15 protein-coding genes are annotated in these 14,850 nt (G+C 59.4%); 5 read left to right on the top strand and 10 right to left on the bottom strand.

Annotated features, from left to right (window positions below):
* Positions 1-21 precede the first annotated feature (21 nt).
* Positions 22-930 carry a mycothiol conjugate amidase Mca gene (gene mca / locus FHU41_RS13690; protein ID WP_246279619.1) on the bottom strand — a complete coding sequence of 303 codons (909 nt, stop codon included), beginning with the start codon at positions 928-930 and terminating at the stop codon, positions 22-24.
* A 134-nt stretch (positions 931-1,064) separates the two neighbouring features.
* Here mca and FHU41_RS13685 point away from each other — a divergent pair, with 134 nt between their 5' ends.
* Both FHU41_RS13685 and greA read left to right on the top strand, forming a co-directional pair.
* Positions 1,065-1,514, top strand: a complete 450-nt coding sequence (locus tag FHU41_RS13685; RefSeq protein WP_343046336.1) for a DUF4307 domain-containing protein — start codon at positions 1,065-1,067, stop codon at positions 1,512-1,514.
* Positions 1,515-1,707: 193 nt separating this feature from the next.
* Positions 1,708-2,199 carry a transcription elongation factor GreA gene (gene greA / locus FHU41_RS13680; RefSeq protein ID WP_179390170.1) on the top strand — a complete coding sequence of 164 codons (492 nt, stop codon included), beginning with the start codon at positions 1,708-1,710 and terminating at the stop codon, positions 2,197-2,199.
* 71 nt (positions 2,200-2,270) lie between these two features.
* Here the strand turns inward: greA and ilvA are convergent, their stop codons facing one another.
* A complete protein-coding gene (gene ilvA, locus FHU41_RS13675; protein ID WP_179390169.1) occupies positions 2,271-3,530 on the bottom strand; it encodes a threonine ammonia-lyase in 1,260 nt (419 codons plus the stop codon).
* 122 nt (positions 3,531-3,652) lie between these two features.
* The gene (locus FHU41_RS13670) at positions 3,653-4,543 is read right to left on the bottom strand and encodes an aldose 1-epimerase family protein (RefSeq protein WP_179390168.1); all 891 of its coding nucleotides are present in this window, start codon (positions 4,541-4,543) and stop codon (positions 3,653-3,655) included.
* An 89-nt stretch (positions 4,544-4,632) separates the two neighbouring features.
* Here FHU41_RS13670 and FHU41_RS13665 point away from each other — a divergent pair, with 89 nt between their 5' ends.
* Genes FHU41_RS13665 through galK form a run of 3 tightly spaced genes read left to right on the top strand, consistent with a single transcriptional unit; the run spans position 4,633 to position 7,630 of the window.
* A complete protein-coding gene (locus FHU41_RS13665) occupies positions 4,633-5,400 on the top strand; it encodes a DeoR/GlpR family DNA-binding transcription regulator (RefSeq protein ID WP_179390167.1) in 768 nt (255 codons plus the stop codon).
* Positions 5,397-6,485, top strand: a complete 1,089-nt coding sequence (galT, locus tag FHU41_RS13660; protein WP_179390166.1) for a galactose-1-phosphate uridylyltransferase — start codon at positions 5,397-5,399, stop codon at positions 6,483-6,485. Before FHU41_RS13665 ends, galT begins: the two co-directional genes overlap by 4 nt.
* Complete coding sequence (gene galK / locus FHU41_RS13655; RefSeq protein ID WP_179390165.1) at positions 6,482-7,630, top strand: galactokinase; 1,149 nt, start codon at positions 6,482-6,484, stop codon at positions 7,628-7,630. Before galT ends, galK begins: the two co-directional genes overlap by 4 nt.
* Before the next feature lie 80 nt (positions 7,631-7,710).
* Here the strand turns inward: galK and FHU41_RS13650 are convergent, their stop codons facing one another.
* The 7 genes from FHU41_RS13650 to FHU41_RS13620 form a co-directional block, all read right to left on the bottom strand.
* The gene (locus FHU41_RS13650) at positions 7,711-8,607 is read right to left on the bottom strand and encodes a Bax inhibitor-1/YccA family protein (RefSeq protein WP_179390164.1); all 897 of its coding nucleotides are present in this window, start codon (positions 8,605-8,607) and stop codon (positions 7,711-7,713) included.
* A gap of 147 nt (positions 8,608-8,754) precedes the next feature.
* A complete protein-coding gene (locus FHU41_RS13645) occupies positions 8,755-9,627 on the bottom strand; it encodes an SDR family oxidoreductase (protein ID WP_179390163.1) in 873 nt (290 codons plus the stop codon).
* Between the two features lie 68 nt (positions 9,628-9,695).
* Entirely contained in the window at positions 9,696-10,151 is a 456-nt protein-coding gene (soxR, locus tag FHU41_RS13640) for a redox-sensitive transcriptional activator SoxR (protein WP_179390162.1), read from the bottom strand.
* Positions 10,152-10,206: 55 nt separating this feature from the next.
* Complete coding sequence (locus FHU41_RS13635; RefSeq protein WP_179390470.1) at positions 10,207-11,508, bottom strand: Ig-like domain-containing protein; 1,302 nt, start codon at positions 11,506-11,508, stop codon at positions 10,207-10,209.
* A 55-nt stretch (positions 11,509-11,563) separates the two neighbouring features.
* The gene (wecB, locus tag FHU41_RS13630) at positions 11,564-12,733 is read right to left on the bottom strand and encodes a non-hydrolyzing UDP-N-acetylglucosamine 2-epimerase (RefSeq protein WP_179390161.1); all 1,170 of its coding nucleotides are present in this window, start codon (positions 12,731-12,733) and stop codon (positions 11,564-11,566) included.
* Positions 12,730-13,335, bottom strand: coding sequence for an exosortase/archaeosortase family protein (locus tag FHU41_RS13625; RefSeq protein WP_179390160.1), 606 nt, complete (start codon positions 13,333-13,335; stop codon positions 12,730-12,732). The genes wecB and FHU41_RS13625 overlap by 4 nt, the downstream gene beginning before the upstream one ends.
* Complete coding sequence (locus FHU41_RS13620; protein ID WP_179390159.1) at positions 13,332-14,684, bottom strand: glycosyltransferase; 1,353 nt, start codon at positions 14,682-14,684, stop codon at positions 13,332-13,334. Before FHU41_RS13620 ends, FHU41_RS13625 begins: the two co-directional genes overlap by 4 nt.
* Between the last annotated feature and the right edge of the window lie 166 nt (positions 14,685-14,850).

Genomic DNA, 14,850 nt, shown 5'->3' with positions numbered 1-14,850 from the left:
TGGTCGTTCCGCTGGGCTCGGTCAGCGCAGCCCGGCGAAAAGATCATGCTCTGGAAGCTCGCTCTGCACCCTGGACTCGATCAAAGAGTAGTCTTCCCAGGGCCAGACCTTGCGCTGCAAATCGGTGGAGACCGCAAAGAAGAAGCCCTTTGGATCGACTTGGCTGGCGTGGGCGCGCAGCGCGTCTTCACGCACCTCAAAGAAATTACCACAGTCGATCTGGGTGGTCACCGGATGCCTGCCACGAGGTGGTTGATGCCCTTCGGCATCGGACTCCAACCAGGAAGCAATCCACTCAGAGTAGGGCGACTTTATCCCAGCCTCTTCAAGCGCAAAATGCAAAGCCCGGAAGCGCCCAGGGTTAAAAGCCAGGTCGTAATAGAGCTTGCTGGGCTGCCAGGGCTCTCCCGCGTCCGTGTACCGCTCCGGATCCCCCGCGGCTTGGAAGGCTTCAACGGCCACTCGGTGGGCCATGATGTGGTCCGGATGAGGATAGCCGCCGTTCTCGTCATAGCTAATAATCACCTGCGGCTTGAACTCACGCACCAGCCGCACAAGCGGTGCTGCGGCACGCTCCAGAGGCTGGAGCGCGAAGCAGCCTTCGGGCAACGGGGGAAGGGGATCGCCTTCCGGCAGCCCCGAGTCCACAAAACCCAGCCAGCGGTGTTCAATACCGATGATCGAAGCGGCCTTGGCCATCTCCTGGCGACGTAGTCCCGCCATATCGCGCAAGGCATGCGGATCGGACTCCAAGGCGGGATTCTGCACATCACCGCGCTCGCCACCGGTGCAACTGGCCACCATCACCCTGGCGCCCTGAGAAAGATAACTGGCCATCGTGGCGGCACCCTTGCTCGACTCGTCGTCAGGGTGCGCATGCACCGCCAAAAGCCGCAGTCCGCCGTCGTCCATCATTTCCTGACCTGCCATTTCAACCTTCCGATGTTTAGCCTCGTCACATCAGAGGCATTGAGCGAATTAGACTGGAGACCAGCACCTTTTCAGATGCTAAGCAAAACACACGTCCAAACCATAAGTCACTGATGGAACCGGCAGGAGTCAAGGTGTCCAATCCAGCCCCTGCGCAGCGAGTAAGCTCCAGCCTAGCTAATCGCTACGGCAGGCCCCAAAGTAAACTCGGTCGGCGCGGAAAAATCTGGTTGATCGCCGTCGCAGCTGTGCTGATCATCACCTTCGTCAGTTGGCTGACTTTTGGCAATGGACCTACGGCGGATAGCAAGTTGGTTGGATTCACGGTAGTCAATGCCACCGAGACCACCGTCAATTTCCAGGTCAGTAAGGATCCTGCTTCCACCGCTCAGTGCGAGCTGCAAGCCTTAGACAATTCTTTTGCAGTGGTCGGCTGGAAGGTCGTTACGGTCGGACCAAACGGCAGCGATCAGGGCACCGAGGGCGGCCGCACCACGGTGCAGAAGGTCGATTTGCTCACCGACACCCTCGCGGTTTCCGCGGATGTGGACAGTTGCTGGATCGTGAACGAGAACAGGGGCTGAGCGCGGCTCGTCTACCGGATTTTCTGAGATATCTTTTGGGACACAAAGACACGCTCAAGACCAACAGCTCTTGGGTTATTCCAGCGACTTGCCTACACTAGGGAGATATCTCCACCCCGCTTGATGGTCTAGGACAGCGTCTTGGACCAGAGCAGGCGGGGTCTTTGCTTGTCAAACCACGAGGAGGACACCCGTGTCTACCCCTAACGCACCCACCGCCTGGCTCACCCAGGAGGCTTTCGACCGCCTCAGTACCGAACTGGAGCAGCTTTCCGGGCCGGGCCGGGTCGAAGTGGTCAAGAAGATCGAGCAAGCTCGCTCCGAGGGCGATTTGAAGGAGAACGGCGGCTACCACGCTGCCAAGGAAGAACAGGGCAAAATCGAAGCCCGGATCCGTCAGCTCACCGAATTGCTACGTGACGCTCAGGTCGGCGAGGCTCCGGAAGACAATGGCATTGTGGAGCCCGGCATGCTCGTAGTGGCGAAGATCGCCGGCGAGAAAACGACTTTCCTGCTCGGTAGCCGCGAAGTTGCCGGAGACACCGAACTCGATGTTTTCAGCGAGAAATCTCCGCTAGGCGATGCCATTCATGGGCATAAAGCGGGCGATAAAATCAGCTACACGGCGCCGAACGGCAAGGACATCAAGGTGGAGATCATCTCCGCCAAGCCCTACACCGGCTAGGCTGCCCCGCGAGATCCGGTCTAGGCTCCACCCGGCTCCCGGCACCGAAGTCGATTCAGCGCGCAATCTCCTCAGTGCACCACTATGGGCTGGAAGCCTTCGGCGCGCAGATTCATCAGCACCTGTTCGCAGTGCTCATGCCCCTTGGTCTCCATGTTCACGGTGATCGAAACGTCACCCATGCTAATGGCACCACCCACTCGGGTGTGATCTACCCCGGTGACGTTGGCGTCCGATTCGGCAATGATCCGTGAGATGGTGGCCAGCGAACCCGGTCGGTCGTCGAGCAGCATTCGCACGGTCATGAACCGGCCGGCCGCTGAAAGTCCTCGCTGGATGACTTTCAGCATCAGCATCGGGTCGATATTGCCGCCGGACAGGATGACGGCAGTGGTACCGGGTTTTGCGCCGTCCAAGTTGAGCGCACCATCGAGCAAGGCCGCGACACCGACCGCACCCGCCGGTTCCACCACCATCTTGGACCGCTCGAGCAAGAAGATCAGGGCCCTGGCCAGCGAGTCCTCGCTGACTGTTATGACGTCATCGACGAGTTCACGAATGATGGAGAAAGGGATCTGCCCCGGCCTACCGACGGCGATGCCATCGGCCATTGTGGAAACCTTCGCTAAGGGCACCAAGGCATCTGCGGCTAAGGAAGGCGGATAAGCGGCAGCATTTTCCGCCTGGACGCCAATGATTCTGATCTCGCGACCGAGTTCGCGTGCTCGGCTCTTAATAGCCACCGCCACACCGGCCAGCAGCCCGCCGCCACCCACGCCCATTAGCACTGTTTCAACCTCGGGGACCTGCTCCAAGATCTCCAGACCGATGGTGCCCTGCCCAGCCACTACATCGACATTGTCAAAGGGATGCACGAAGACCGCGCCGCTTTGATCGGCATAGCGTTGAGCCTCGGCTAAAGCCTCGTCCACGGTGACTCCGTGCAGCACCACCTCTGCTCCGTGCCCTTGGGTCGCGGCCAACTTGGGTAGTGCGACGCCGAGGGGCATGTAGATTCGGGCCTGAATACCCAGCGCTTTAGCCGCCACCGCAACGCCCTGTGCATGATTTCCGGCGGATGCTGCCACCACGCCACGCGCCTTCTCCTGTGCGTTCAGTCGTGCCATTCGCACATAAGCGCCCCGGACCTTAAAGGATCCGGCACGTTGCAGATTCTCACATTTAAAAAAGACGTCGGAACCGATCATTCTAGCTAAGGCCCGGGAGCTCTCCACCGGGGTCCGCTCGGCAATTCCGGCAAGTAGTTTCTGGGCTTGGTAGATGTCTTCCAGGCTCACCGGAAGCTGCGGAAATGCTGGTGTCGAATCCACTCGTTGCGCTCTTTTCCATCCTGTTACCGCTGCGGCCCAGAGAGCCGGCTACGCTTGTGGATCAATCATTCCGCAGCGGGCATCAATTGCGAAATCCCCTTGCTTCACAATGCCGGAAGCGCTCAGAGTGAGGCTTGGATGCCCCATTCAATACTGAAAATTTGCTCGGGCTCCAACCAGCGCAGCCCCTCCCCGCTATTGAAAGCATTGGCAGGAGCGCTCATTGGTTCGATGGCAACCGCTTTATTCCGGCCAGGATATCCCGTACTGACATATATATGCACAAATTGGCATGTATCGCGCTGCCATAGACTCACCGAGCGCCCATCCGCGGCCTGCAGAGTATGCACCGCAACTCCCCGCTCGTCGAAAGCCAACTGAGTATAGGCGCGATCCATCTCCAGCTCTGCTACCTTCCGACCAGCCCGGAGATCCGTTTCCTCAGTGACCCCTTGCCGCCTGGAAGGAATTAACCGCTCATCCGCCTGCAAGCTCTGCTCAGCCCGGACAGTCAACTCCAGCTCCTCCGTGGGTAGCTCACCCAGCCGCAAGTAGGGGTGCGCCCCCAAGGCGACCGGCGCCGACCGAGTCGAGGCGTTTCGCAGACTCTGCTGCACCCAGAGTGACTCATCGGCCAGAAGTCTGTATTCCACCCGATGTTCCAGCTCGAAGGGGTAGCCGTGCTGGGGATAAATCCAAGCCGCGAGTTCCACCGAGGCTGCCGAGGCAGCGAGCACGGTATAACCGCTATTGCGTAGCAAGCCATGAATGGCGTGCCCTCGAGCCACTTCGGTGATGTCCAATTGCTGGGGCTGACCCTCTAGTGTCCAGCGACCGCCGTCGATTCGGTTGGGCCATGGGGCGAGGGTGATCCCTGATGCGCCCGGGGGCACCGGTTCCAGGGATGGTTCGGTGAGCTGCACCCCTTCGCGGGAGTAACTCCGCAGAGCGGCAGCCAGCAGGGAAATCACTGCTTGGGCGGCACCTTGGGTCAAGGTCACAAACTCGGGCATAGGATCACGGTAACACTAGCCGAACGATTGAATTTGTTAGATTATTTGGTATATTTTGTTTGAATAAGTTCTCAACTGGATCGAGCCTCATGCTGTCACCGGAACGCCACACCCGCATTCTGCAAGCACTGACCGAAAGTCCTGCCGTTCGGGTTGCCGATCTGGCGGCTACCCTCGGAGTCAGCGATATGACCATCCGGCGTGACATTGACCTACTCGACGAAAAACATCTTCTGAAGAAGATCCATGGCGGGGCCAGCCGCCTCGATGTACTCAGCTCAATTGAACCGGGCTTCGCCTATCAGGCGGATAAGCAACTGCGGGCAAAACGGCATATTGCCGCTCGGGCTCGCCAGCTGATCGCGGACGGCATGACCATCGCCCTCGGCGCTGGCACCACGACGGTACAGCTCGCCGGAATGCTGGTTGACGTCGAGCGACTCACCGTAATCACTAACTCAATCAAAGCTGCGGAAAAGCTCTATGCGCTGGATCCCCGCAACACCACGGTGATCCTGACCGGAGGCCAGCGGACTCCCTCCGAAGCGCTCGTCGGCCCGCTCAGCGTTGCCGCCATCAACTCGCTCAAGGTAGACCTCTGCTTCCTCGGTGTGCACGGCATCCACCCGAGCGGGTTGAGCACCCCAAATCTTCCCGAGGCACAAAGCAATGCGGCATTCATCAAAGCTTCCCGCAAGCTGGTCATTCTCGCCGATCACACTAAATTCGGGCTTAGAGCCCTGGCCAGCTTTGCCTCCTTGGATCAGGTGAATGTCCTGATCACCGATTCTGGCCTGCCTAAAAAGACTGAAGAAGACTACCGGGCGTTGGTTCCCGAATTGCTGGTGGCCGCGTGAGCATTTTTATTAGCAGCACGGAACTGGCCGATGGCAGAGAGCTGATCTTCTTCGACGAATCCGAACAACGGCGCACCCAGCGAGACAGTCGTCCGCTACCAGCGCGCAGCGCAGAGGATACCGGGCAGATCCGTTTCGATGCACTGACCGGGGATTGGGTCGCCATTGCCCAGCACCGTAGTACTCGCACCTATTTACCCCCCGCGGATCAATGCCCGCTTTGCCCCAGTACCCCTGAAAACCCCTCGGAAATTCCGGCCGAAAATTATGATGTGGTGGTCTTTGAGAATCGCTTCCCCTCACTGGGGCCAGCCCTCGGCCAGGCCCCACAGCATGCTTCCTGGGGCACCCGGAGCGTAGGCTTCGGACGCTGTGAGGTGGTGGCCTTCACGAGCGAACACGAAGGCTCTTTCGGTTCGCTCAGCCCGAGCCGCGCGCGCACCGTGCTGAGCGCCCTGGCTCATCGCACCAGGTTCCTCAATACCCTCCCTGGCATCGCACAGGTCTTTGCCTTCGAGAATCGTGGCAAGGACATCGGCGTAACCCTGCATCACCCGCATGGTCAGATCTATGCCTACCCCTATCTACCGCCGCGCGCCGAGGTAATGGCCCGCGCAGCGCTCAAACACCAGCATGAGTACGGCAGCATCCTGCTGGAGCATATTCTGCGCTCGGAGCGAGACTCCGGTGAGCGGATGGTGTTAGAGGGCGAACATTTCAGCGCCTATGTGCCCTTTGCCGCACATTGGCCCCTCGAAGTGCACCTGACTCCGCACCGACAGGTGGCAGATTTGGCTGAACTAAACGAAGCCGAACTCGATGAGTTAGCTCCCTTCAGTGTTGAGCTGATGCATCGGATGGACCGAATCTACGACTCCCCTACCCCATATATTGCCGCCTGGCAGCAAGCACCGACGGATCCGCTACTGCGCGCCGCGAGCCGCCTGCACCTGCAGATCACCTCACCGCGCAGGGCGGCCGACAAACTGAAATACTTAGCCGGCAGCGAGGCCGCCATGGGTGCCTTCATTAATGACAGCACCCCCGAGCAGATCGCCAAACAACTTCGAGAGGCTGGAAAGTGACCCTGGTTGAAAACCACTTGGCAGCGCAGTTCGCCGCCCGTTTCGGCGAGCCACCAGCGGGAATCTGGCGGGCTCCAGGCCGGGTCAATCTCATCGGCGAACACACCGACTACAACAATGGATTTGTGCTGCCTTTTGCCATTGACCGGCAAGCCTCGGTGGCAGTGCGTCTGCGGACCGATCAACAGATCACCCTGATTTCCACCAATCCCCTGGTCAATGACGTACATTCTTCGGTTCCCCGGCTACGGGAAGCCACCGGCTGGTCCGGCTATCTGCTGGGCGTCGCCTGGGCCTTGGCGGAGAGCGGATTGCCGGTCCCCGGTTTCGATCTTCTCCTCGAATCCACCGTTCCTAGCGGGGCCGGGCTCTCTTCCTCCGCAGCGTTGGAAAGTGCAACAGCCTTAGCCCTGAACGAGCTCCTGGGCGGGAGGCTGAGCCGTGAGGACCTAGTGCTCATTGGCCAGCGCGCGGAAAACGAGGTGGTGGGAGCACCCACCGGAATCCTGGACCAGTCGGCTGCCTTGCTCGCTGCCGAGGGTCAGGCGGTCTTCCTGGACTGCAAAAGCAGGCATTGGGAACTGGTTCCACTCGATCTCCCCGCCGCGGAACTAGCCATGTTGGTGATCGACACCAAGGTTTCGCACGCGCATGCCGATGGCGGTTACGCCGCCCGCCGTGCCTCTTGTGAGCTCGGAGCCCGGGCGCTGGGTCTGAGCAGTTTGCGTGAGCTTACGGTTTCCGAACTCTCCCGAGCGGAAACCCTACTGGACGGCGAGACCTTCCGCCGGGTTCGGCATGTGGTCACCGAGAACGAGCGGGTATTGCAGCTTGTCGAGGCCTTACGCTCGGAGGGTCCGACGGCGATCGGTGGGCTTCTGAACGAAAGTCACCTCTCCATGCGGGATGACTTCGAAATCTCCTGCCCGGAATTAGATCTAGCCGTCAGCACCGCTCAAGCGCACGGCGCGATCGGCGCCCGAATGACCGGCGGCGGCTTCGGCGGTTCGGCCATTGCGCTGGTGCCGGTGGCGCGCCTTGACCTCATCCGCGAGGCCATTCTGCTGAGCTTCGCCCAGGCGGGGCTAAGCACTCCGGAATTGTTCGCCGTCGTTCCCGGTCCGGGGGCTCACCGGCTGAACTGAACAAGCTGAACTGAAACAAAAAGCCCCGCACCGGCGGCCTCAATTTTGGGCCGCTAGTGCGGGGCGTTTCTAGTGGTGTGTCAGTCGTTACCGCGCAGGATGGCCAGCACCCGCAGGATCTCCACGTACAACCACACCAAGGTGACCGTGAGGCCGAAGGCCGCGGACCAGGAGTATTTGGCCGGCAAGCCATTTTTCACGCCTTGTTCGATCGAGGTGAAGTCCAGCATCAGGGAGAAGGCAGCCAAGCCGATCGCCAGGATGCCGATGATCACACCCAGCGGGATTCCGAAGACCTCAACGCTGCGCAGCCCCCAGGGCTGATTGGTCACGTTGAACATCATTAGGCCAAAGTTCACCAACGAGAAGATGGCGTACCCGCCGAGCGCAATCATAAAGAACTTGGTCATCTTCGGGGTGGCCCGGAATTTGCCGCTCTTATAGAGCACCAGGGTAAGGGCGAAGACAATTAGGGTGCCGAGTACGGCTTGAACCACGATGCCCGAGTAGAGGTTTTCCAGAATGCCGGAGATACCGCCCAGGAACATGCCTTCGAACAGCGCATAAGTGAGGATAAGAACCTTGGATGGTTCGCGCTTGAAGGAGTTCACCAAGCCCAGCACCAAGCCGATAATCGCACCAGGAAGCGCCAAGACCGGGAAGACCCAGCCAAGACCCGCACCAACCAGCACAACGAGCAAGGTACCGATGGTTTTAACGATCACATCGTCAACGGTCATCCGGCCCATCTGTGCGTTGGACGCGGGGGGCTGGTTGTACATCTGCTGCAACTGCTCGGGCGATAAAGGCTGCTGTCCGGGAGCGTAACCGGTGGGGGCGTATCCCTGCTGAGCGTAACCTTGTGTGGGCGCGCCGGGATAACCCTGAGGGTAACCCTGCGGTGCAGCCCCTGGGAACTGCGGCGGTTGTTTGCCGAAGTTCTTGTCGTTGGCGAACACCGGGTTTCCGAGAGCCATTTTTCGTCCTCTTTTCTTGGGCGAGTGATAAATCAAGCCTAATACGACCACGTCCGGCCAGTGCCGAAAGTTCCTCACAATATGGTCAATTTTGATTCAAGTTGTTGCAAATTCGAGGCTTTCCCCCAGCCAAGCCGCCGAAAGAGCTCAGAGTCGGAAGCCGCCGTCGCTGGTCAGCACCTGGCCAATGATCCAACGCGCGTCCTCGCTGGCCAGCCAGGAGATTAATCGTGCCGGATCCTCCGGTGCCCCGAAACGGCCAAAGGGCAGTCGTTTGAGCGCTTTCTGCAATCCCTCAAGCGGCCGGTCAGCCGTGTCCGGGTCCATATAACCGGTGTTCACCGGTCCGGGATTTACGGTGTTCAGAATGATGCCCCTGCTGAGCAGTTCGCTCGCTACGGTTCCGGTCAAGCCTGCCAAGGAAGCCTTCGAAGCAGCATAGGAAACCTCACCGGGCATCGGTCCGTCTAATTGCCCGGAGGTCATCCAGATCACCCTTCCGGTGGCTAACTCGTCCTGCGGCTCCCGGTGCTGACGCACGCCAGGCTCGGTGCGCTGAGCCACCGCCGGTCGGAACTGCTCGGCGAAGTAGCGGGTCAGCAGCAACGTGGAGCGGGCATTCACCGCCCAGTGCCCATCCAAAATCTCCGGCGTCATCTCGAAGATTGAGCCGTCAGAGCCGCTGCGGGCATGATTACAGACCAAAATATCTAAGCGCCCCAGCGCTGCGCCTGCGGCTTTCACCACGGTTTCCGACGACGTCGGCTGGCCCAGATCGGCGGAGAGCTCGCCAAAGCGGGCGTCCGGAACTTGCGCTGCCCGCAGTTCAGCCGTCAATTCGGTGAGCTTGTCATCACCCCAAGGCTGGCCGACATCGTGCGGACTGTAGTGCTGAATGAAGACATTGGCGCCCTGCCCGGCAAAGCGGCGGGCCACCGCGAAGCCGATGCCCCGCCGACGCGAGACTCCGGTAATCAGGGCATTGCGGCCGAGCAGCGGAAGAACTGTTGAATGACTCATCTGATAACGCTATCGCGGCTTTCCGGATCCCGGCCTTGATGTCTACTGGTCCTGAATGCCTAGCGACCTTAGATGTCCAGCGGAGGCAACCGCCGTGCCCCCGGACCTTCCTCCGCCAGGCTGTCCGAGGGATTGAGCAGGCGGCACCGATTCATTGACAAGCAACCGCAACCGATGCAACCGGTCAACTCCGCTTCCAACCGTTCGATCTCTTTCCGGCGGGCTTCCAGGTGCTGTTTCCATCTTCGCGAGATCAGCTCCCAGTCCTTTTTCTTCGCCACCCGGTCTGCGGGCAGCCCTGCAAAGACCTCTGCGACCTCAGAAAGCGGAATGCCAAGCCGCTTAGCCACCTGCACCAGGGAGATTCTGCGCAACATATGGCGCGGGTAGCGACGCTGATTTCCCGAGGTCCGTTCGGCAAAGATCAGCCCCTGGCTCTCGTAGAAATGCAGAGCCGATACCGCTACCCCGGTACGCCGGGAAACTTCCCCGACGGTGAGCAGGTCCTCAGGCCGCAATGGCATTGGATCACCTTTCATAACAGTGACCTCAAGCCTACTGAAGATTCCGCTACGCCCTCTAGTGCGTATGTTTCCTTCGACGCAGGATCAGCAAGGTACCGCCAATAACAATTGCTGCCAGTCCCACTAAGCCCACCACCAGGGTGCTCCCTGCACCCGTTGAGGCGAGCTCACCCGAGCCAGGCGCATTGCTTGAAGCGGTAATAATCGGCCCGCTGCCTGCAGTGGAGGTCGTGCTCGATGCTTGCGCACTGGACGTCGAGGCGCTGGGCATCGGAGTACTGGATGTTGAGGTGCTGGACGTCGAGGCGCTGGGGGTCGGGGTACTGGGCGTGGAAGTGCTGGGCGTTGGGGTTGAAACCGGGGTACTCGGAGTCGGGGTTGCGCTGCCATCACCTTCACCGCCTGCGGCATATCGTTGGACGGTGTTCGTCACCGGAAGGCTTAGACCGTCAACCGTGACATCTGCCGAGTTGGAATAACTGCTCAGCGAGGGGTCGGTGACCACAACATCGTAAGCGATACTGACCACCTGGCCGCTAGGAACCGGGGCGATAGTGGCCGAAAGGCTCGTGGCGGTGCAGGAAGTAATGTTGTAGCTGCTCGCTGGCAAGGGGGTCCAGGCGAGGATCTGGCCTTGTGCATCGAAGCCAGTGGACACCGAGGCGGTGACGCTGGTGCAATCGTTTTGCTGGCCGGCACCCACTTGATCGGTGATCGAAGCCTGGTTAAACGGGCCTTGCGGTGATTCAACAATCCAGTGAATCCGATTGGTAGGGGTAATCGAGATATTGCCCTGTGAATCAACCCAATTTCCAACCTTTTGCGAATCAGCCCGATCAACGGGTACAAACCCGCCGGGAGTGATGGTCAAGGTGGCGGCGGTACCGAAATTCAAGGTGATGGGCTGTCCCGGCGTTACCACCTGAGCGAAGTTGGTGTCGAAGTAGGCAGTGCCTTGGACGGCGGTATGGGTGGTTTTGAAATCGGTCAGGGTGAATGTCACGATTCCACCGCTGACCTGCGCCGTCGCCACTACTTGCCCCGCGCTATTGGTGACGTTGAAGCCGGTAGTCAGTGCAATCAGTTGAGAAGGCAGGGTCAAGGAGAAGGTATCCCCAGCCTGAGCGCTATCGGGCACCGACCAGGCGACCGCAACATGAATCGGATCGTACTGGCTTGGATTCGCTGGCGTAACGGTTACTGAGGTAACCGCCCCGGGGATAACTGCGGCTTGGGCTGTTCCCGCCAATCCGAGCAAGGCCGCGAGGGCGATAACTCCGGAGCAAAGCACGGTCAGAATCGACACCCGGAGCAGTGCCTTTCCTCTGGTTATATGAGCTTCTAATTTCAGTGACATTAATCCTCCAAATATGGTTTAGGGAAACTGCTTCATCCTGGGTCAAGACAGGCGACTAAGCCCATTCCCAGGTGTCTGGTTCGGTCGCCTGCTGGGAAGCGCCGAACAAGGGAAAAGTCGAGGTCATTTGCGCGATCGCGGCAGCCGGGGAATACCCATCGGCAATCAGCTTTGCCAAAGCCGCGATCCGGGTGCTGGCGGTACCGTCTCCATAGGGAGAGGAGACGTTTTGTAACGTGTTCGGTGTTGCTAGCAGGCCTCGTGCGGTGGCGGTAATGTCCTCTCCCGGGCCAACTAGCACGGAGAACCCCACCTCGGAGGACTCCGGCCTTTCGGTACTACGCCGGACAACTAGCAGCGGAACCTTGAGTACCGTGCATTCTTCTTGTAGCCCGCCGGAGTCGGAAATCAGTAGTGCGGAGGCTTGGGCATAGCCCAGAAACTCGTGGTGCTGGATCGAATCGATCATCCAAAGGCTCTTGGCGTAGTGCTCCAAGCCATAGCGGCGCATCGCGTTTTTCGTTCTGGGGTGTGCCACGAAAAGCACCGGGAGCGGAAGCGTTGCCAAGGCGGAGAGCACTCTTTCGAGAGCCGCCTTGCTGTCCGTGTTCTCGGGGCGGTGAATAGTGGCCAGCACGAACGGTTCTTCCGGGATCGATAAAGGTGGCGCGGCGGCGAGAAGCGAGAGGGAGTCCAAGGTGGCCTCCACTATCGGGTTGCCGGTCACCACAATCCGCGAATTATCGATGCCTTCTAGGATCAGATTTCTGCGGTTTTGATCCGTCGCGGCGCAATGTACATCGGCCAGCACCCCGGTAAGTAAACGGTTGATCTCCTCCGGCATCCCCCGGTCATAAGAACGCAAGCCGGCCTCGACGTGGAGCAAAGGAATTCCGGCGAAGTTCGCAGCCATCGCCCCGGCCGCTACGGTATTTGTATCGCCCTGAACAATCACCGCCTTCGGCCTGGAGCGGGTAAATTCTTGAGTGAGAGCGCTCAGACAGCTTGCGACCTGGGTTGCCCGAGTCTCCCCTCCCACTCCGGTGAGTACGACGTCGGCCTCCGGCAGTCTCAGCCCCAAGCGGACTTTTTCGCTCAACTCGTCGTCGAAATGCTGGCCGGTGTGGATCACTCTGGCGCGCTCACCCAACTGACGGATGATGTGCGCCAGCTTTATCATTTCGGGCCGAGTGCCCATAACGACCGCGATATCTGAATCGATCATGTCTGTTCCCCTGAATTGTTTGAGATAGCTGCTCTACCCTGGCGCCTGCGGGATTTTCCGGGCTTGAAGGCAATAAGGAGCACGATGAGAAAACCCAGCGCAAACCCGATCAGGGCAAGTACCGAACCTATGAAGCGATGCCCGAGCGGATAACCGAAGTCAATCCCCCAGATTTGGGTAGTAAGGGCAATCACGGCGAGTCGAAGTTGATTGACCAGCAATACCGAGAAGGCGGCAACGAGCAGCCCCAACCCTGCCCGCAGCCAGCCGATCTTGGTAAAAGCCAACAAAAAGGCGCTCAGGCCCAGCACCGGCATCAGCAGCAGCAGGACGGTGCACTCTTGAGTGATATCGAAAGCGACCAGCTGCCCCGAGGGGATGGTTATCAGAAACCGGGTGTCGCTGGAGCTCACACCATTCGGTAAGAGCGGTGAGAGCCAGAGCGCAAGCAGTTTCGACTCCAGTGCCCGCACTTGATAGTTCTGCAGCAGAAGTAGCACCGCTAAAGCTGCCACGCTCAAGGCAACAACCCCGCGCAGAACCCGCGATAACCGGGGACGCCTGATGGTCGTCGCCCGATGGGAAATCGGCAATGCGCTCATAATTTGGCCTCTCTCAGGGCTTTGCTCGGTTCGGAGGTGCGAGCGGTCTTGGTCCAACCGTGTTCCTTGCGAAGAATGCGGACGAGGGCACGCCAGACACAGGCATAAGACAGATAATTAGTGATCACGAAGGCGTGGCCCATCTTCAATGCTCCCCAAGCCGTCATAGTGTGGTCCCGCCGATGTGCGATCACCGCTGTCACCAATGCCGGCCAAAAGCCCAGAAAATAACCGAAAACCGGATATACCACCAGGGACGCCGGACCCCACTGGAAGAAATCGACCTGGAACAATGCCAAGGCCAACTCAATCAACACCAAGTGATACAAAATTGACCACGGCAAATCGAAAATCCAAGGCACCAGGATGTACAACATCATCTCGATCGCGGCAGCATGGCCCATCCGCGCCGAACGAAGGATCTCAGGTATCCGTTTCGCGGTGAGCATGTGCCCCTGGTACCAACGGGTACGTTGCTTTAGCAGAGCCGGGAACTTCTCCACCCCTTGTTGGTCGACGGCGGCTCGCGGCGTCGAACTCGTCTTCCATCCCATCGTGGCCAAGCTCACGGTCAAATCGAGGTCCTCGGTCAGGGAGCCCGACCACGGACGCTCCCCTACCTGGAGCAAGGCGCTCAACCGGGCGAATTGTCCGTTTCCACCCAAGCTCACACTGTTCGTGCGCACCCGGCCAAGCTGGGTCAGCGCCGACTGCGACCAAAACTGATAGTCCTGAAACCTCAACAGGAAATTCGTGCTTCGATTACGAATCCGCACGGCCAGCTGAACGCCACCGACCTCGGCGTCATCGAATAACGGCAATACCTCCGCCAGGGCTCCTTCTGAGAGTTGCCCATCGGCATCCATCACACAGACAATTACCTTGGTCGGATCAAGTCGCTGTTCGCGAACTTGGTGCACAATCGTGCCAAATCCAGCGTTCAACGCCGCGCCCTTACCTTGCCTAGCCGAAGGTAGCTCCCGGCGAAGCAATGCCACCTGCCCCTGGCCTGCCGTCACCGCTATCTCACCGGTAGCATCATCGCTGGCATCGTCAATCACCACGATCCGTTGTTCTCCAGCCGGGTTAAGCAAGCCGGTAACGGTCGGGCCAATCACGGCTTCTTCATTGAGGCAAGCCACTATGAAGAACACGGTGTAATCCGTTTCAAGTTCCTTCCCGGCAGCGACGAAGGGACGGCCGTATTCCAGATGGCTTTGGAACTCCAAGGTCGTCCGATCGGTGCGCAGCTGAATCAGTCCCATTCCCACGGTCAAGAAGAAATAAGCTGCGGAAAAGGCCATCACGAACGTTGCTAACCCATTCGTGACGGCCCAGAAAATACTCATCACAAACCAGCATTTCCCTCACGGTTCACAGGCTGCTTACGCACCGCGAGAACTCGTAGCAAGACCGTCCCGCAAGCAACCAAACACACCGCGAACAACGCAACAGCAAAAGAGCTGAACCCGGTGTAGGCCAGCGAACCTACTCCCGCGACCCCACTACCAAGAG

Origin of the sequence: Psychromicrobium silvestre (genome assembly GCF_013408295.1) — a bacterium.
Taxonomy (GTDB): Bacteria; Actinomycetota; Actinomycetes; order Actinomycetales; family Micrococcaceae; genus Renibacterium; species Renibacterium silvestre.
This window is presented reverse-complemented; position numbering and strand designations above follow the sequence as displayed.

Coding starts and splice junctions, on each gene's coding strand:
- FHU41_RS13635 (WP_179390470.1), bottom strand. CDS start 11,508: ATGTCACTGAAATTAGAAGCTCATATAACCAGAGGAAAGGCACTGCTC.
- FHU41_RS13625 (WP_179390160.1), bottom strand. CDS start 13,335: ATGAGCGCATTGCCGATTTCCCATCGGGCGACGACCATCAGGCGTCCC.
- FHU41_RS13620 (WP_179390159.1), bottom strand. CDS start 14,684: ATGAGTATTTTCTGGGCCGTCACGAATGGGTTAGCAACGTTCGTGATG.
- FHU41_RS13665 (WP_179390167.1), top strand. CDS start 4,633: ATGCTGTCACCGGAACGCCACACCCGCATTCTGCAAGCACTGACCGAA.
- FHU41_RS13645 (WP_179390163.1), bottom strand. CDS start 9,627: ATGAGTCATTCAACAGTTCTTCCGCTGCTCGGCCGCAATGCCCTGATT.
- FHU41_RS13670 (WP_179390168.1), bottom strand. CDS start 4,543: ATGCCCGAGTTTGTGACCTTGACCCAAGGTGCCGCCCAAGCAGTGATT.
- mca (WP_246279619.1), bottom strand. CDS start 930: ATGGCAGGTCAGGAAATGATGGACGACGGCGGACTGCGGCTTTTGGCG.
- wecB (WP_179390161.1), bottom strand. CDS start 12,733: ATGATCGATTCAGATATCGCGGTCGTTATGGGCACTCGGCCCGAAATG.
- FHU41_RS13650 (WP_179390164.1), bottom strand. CDS start 8,607: ATGGCTCTCGGAAACCCGGTGTTCGCCAACGACAAGAACTTCGGCAAA.
- soxR (WP_179390162.1), bottom strand. CDS start 10,151: ATGCCATTGCGGCCTGAGGACCTGCTCACCGTCGGGGAAGTTTCCCGG.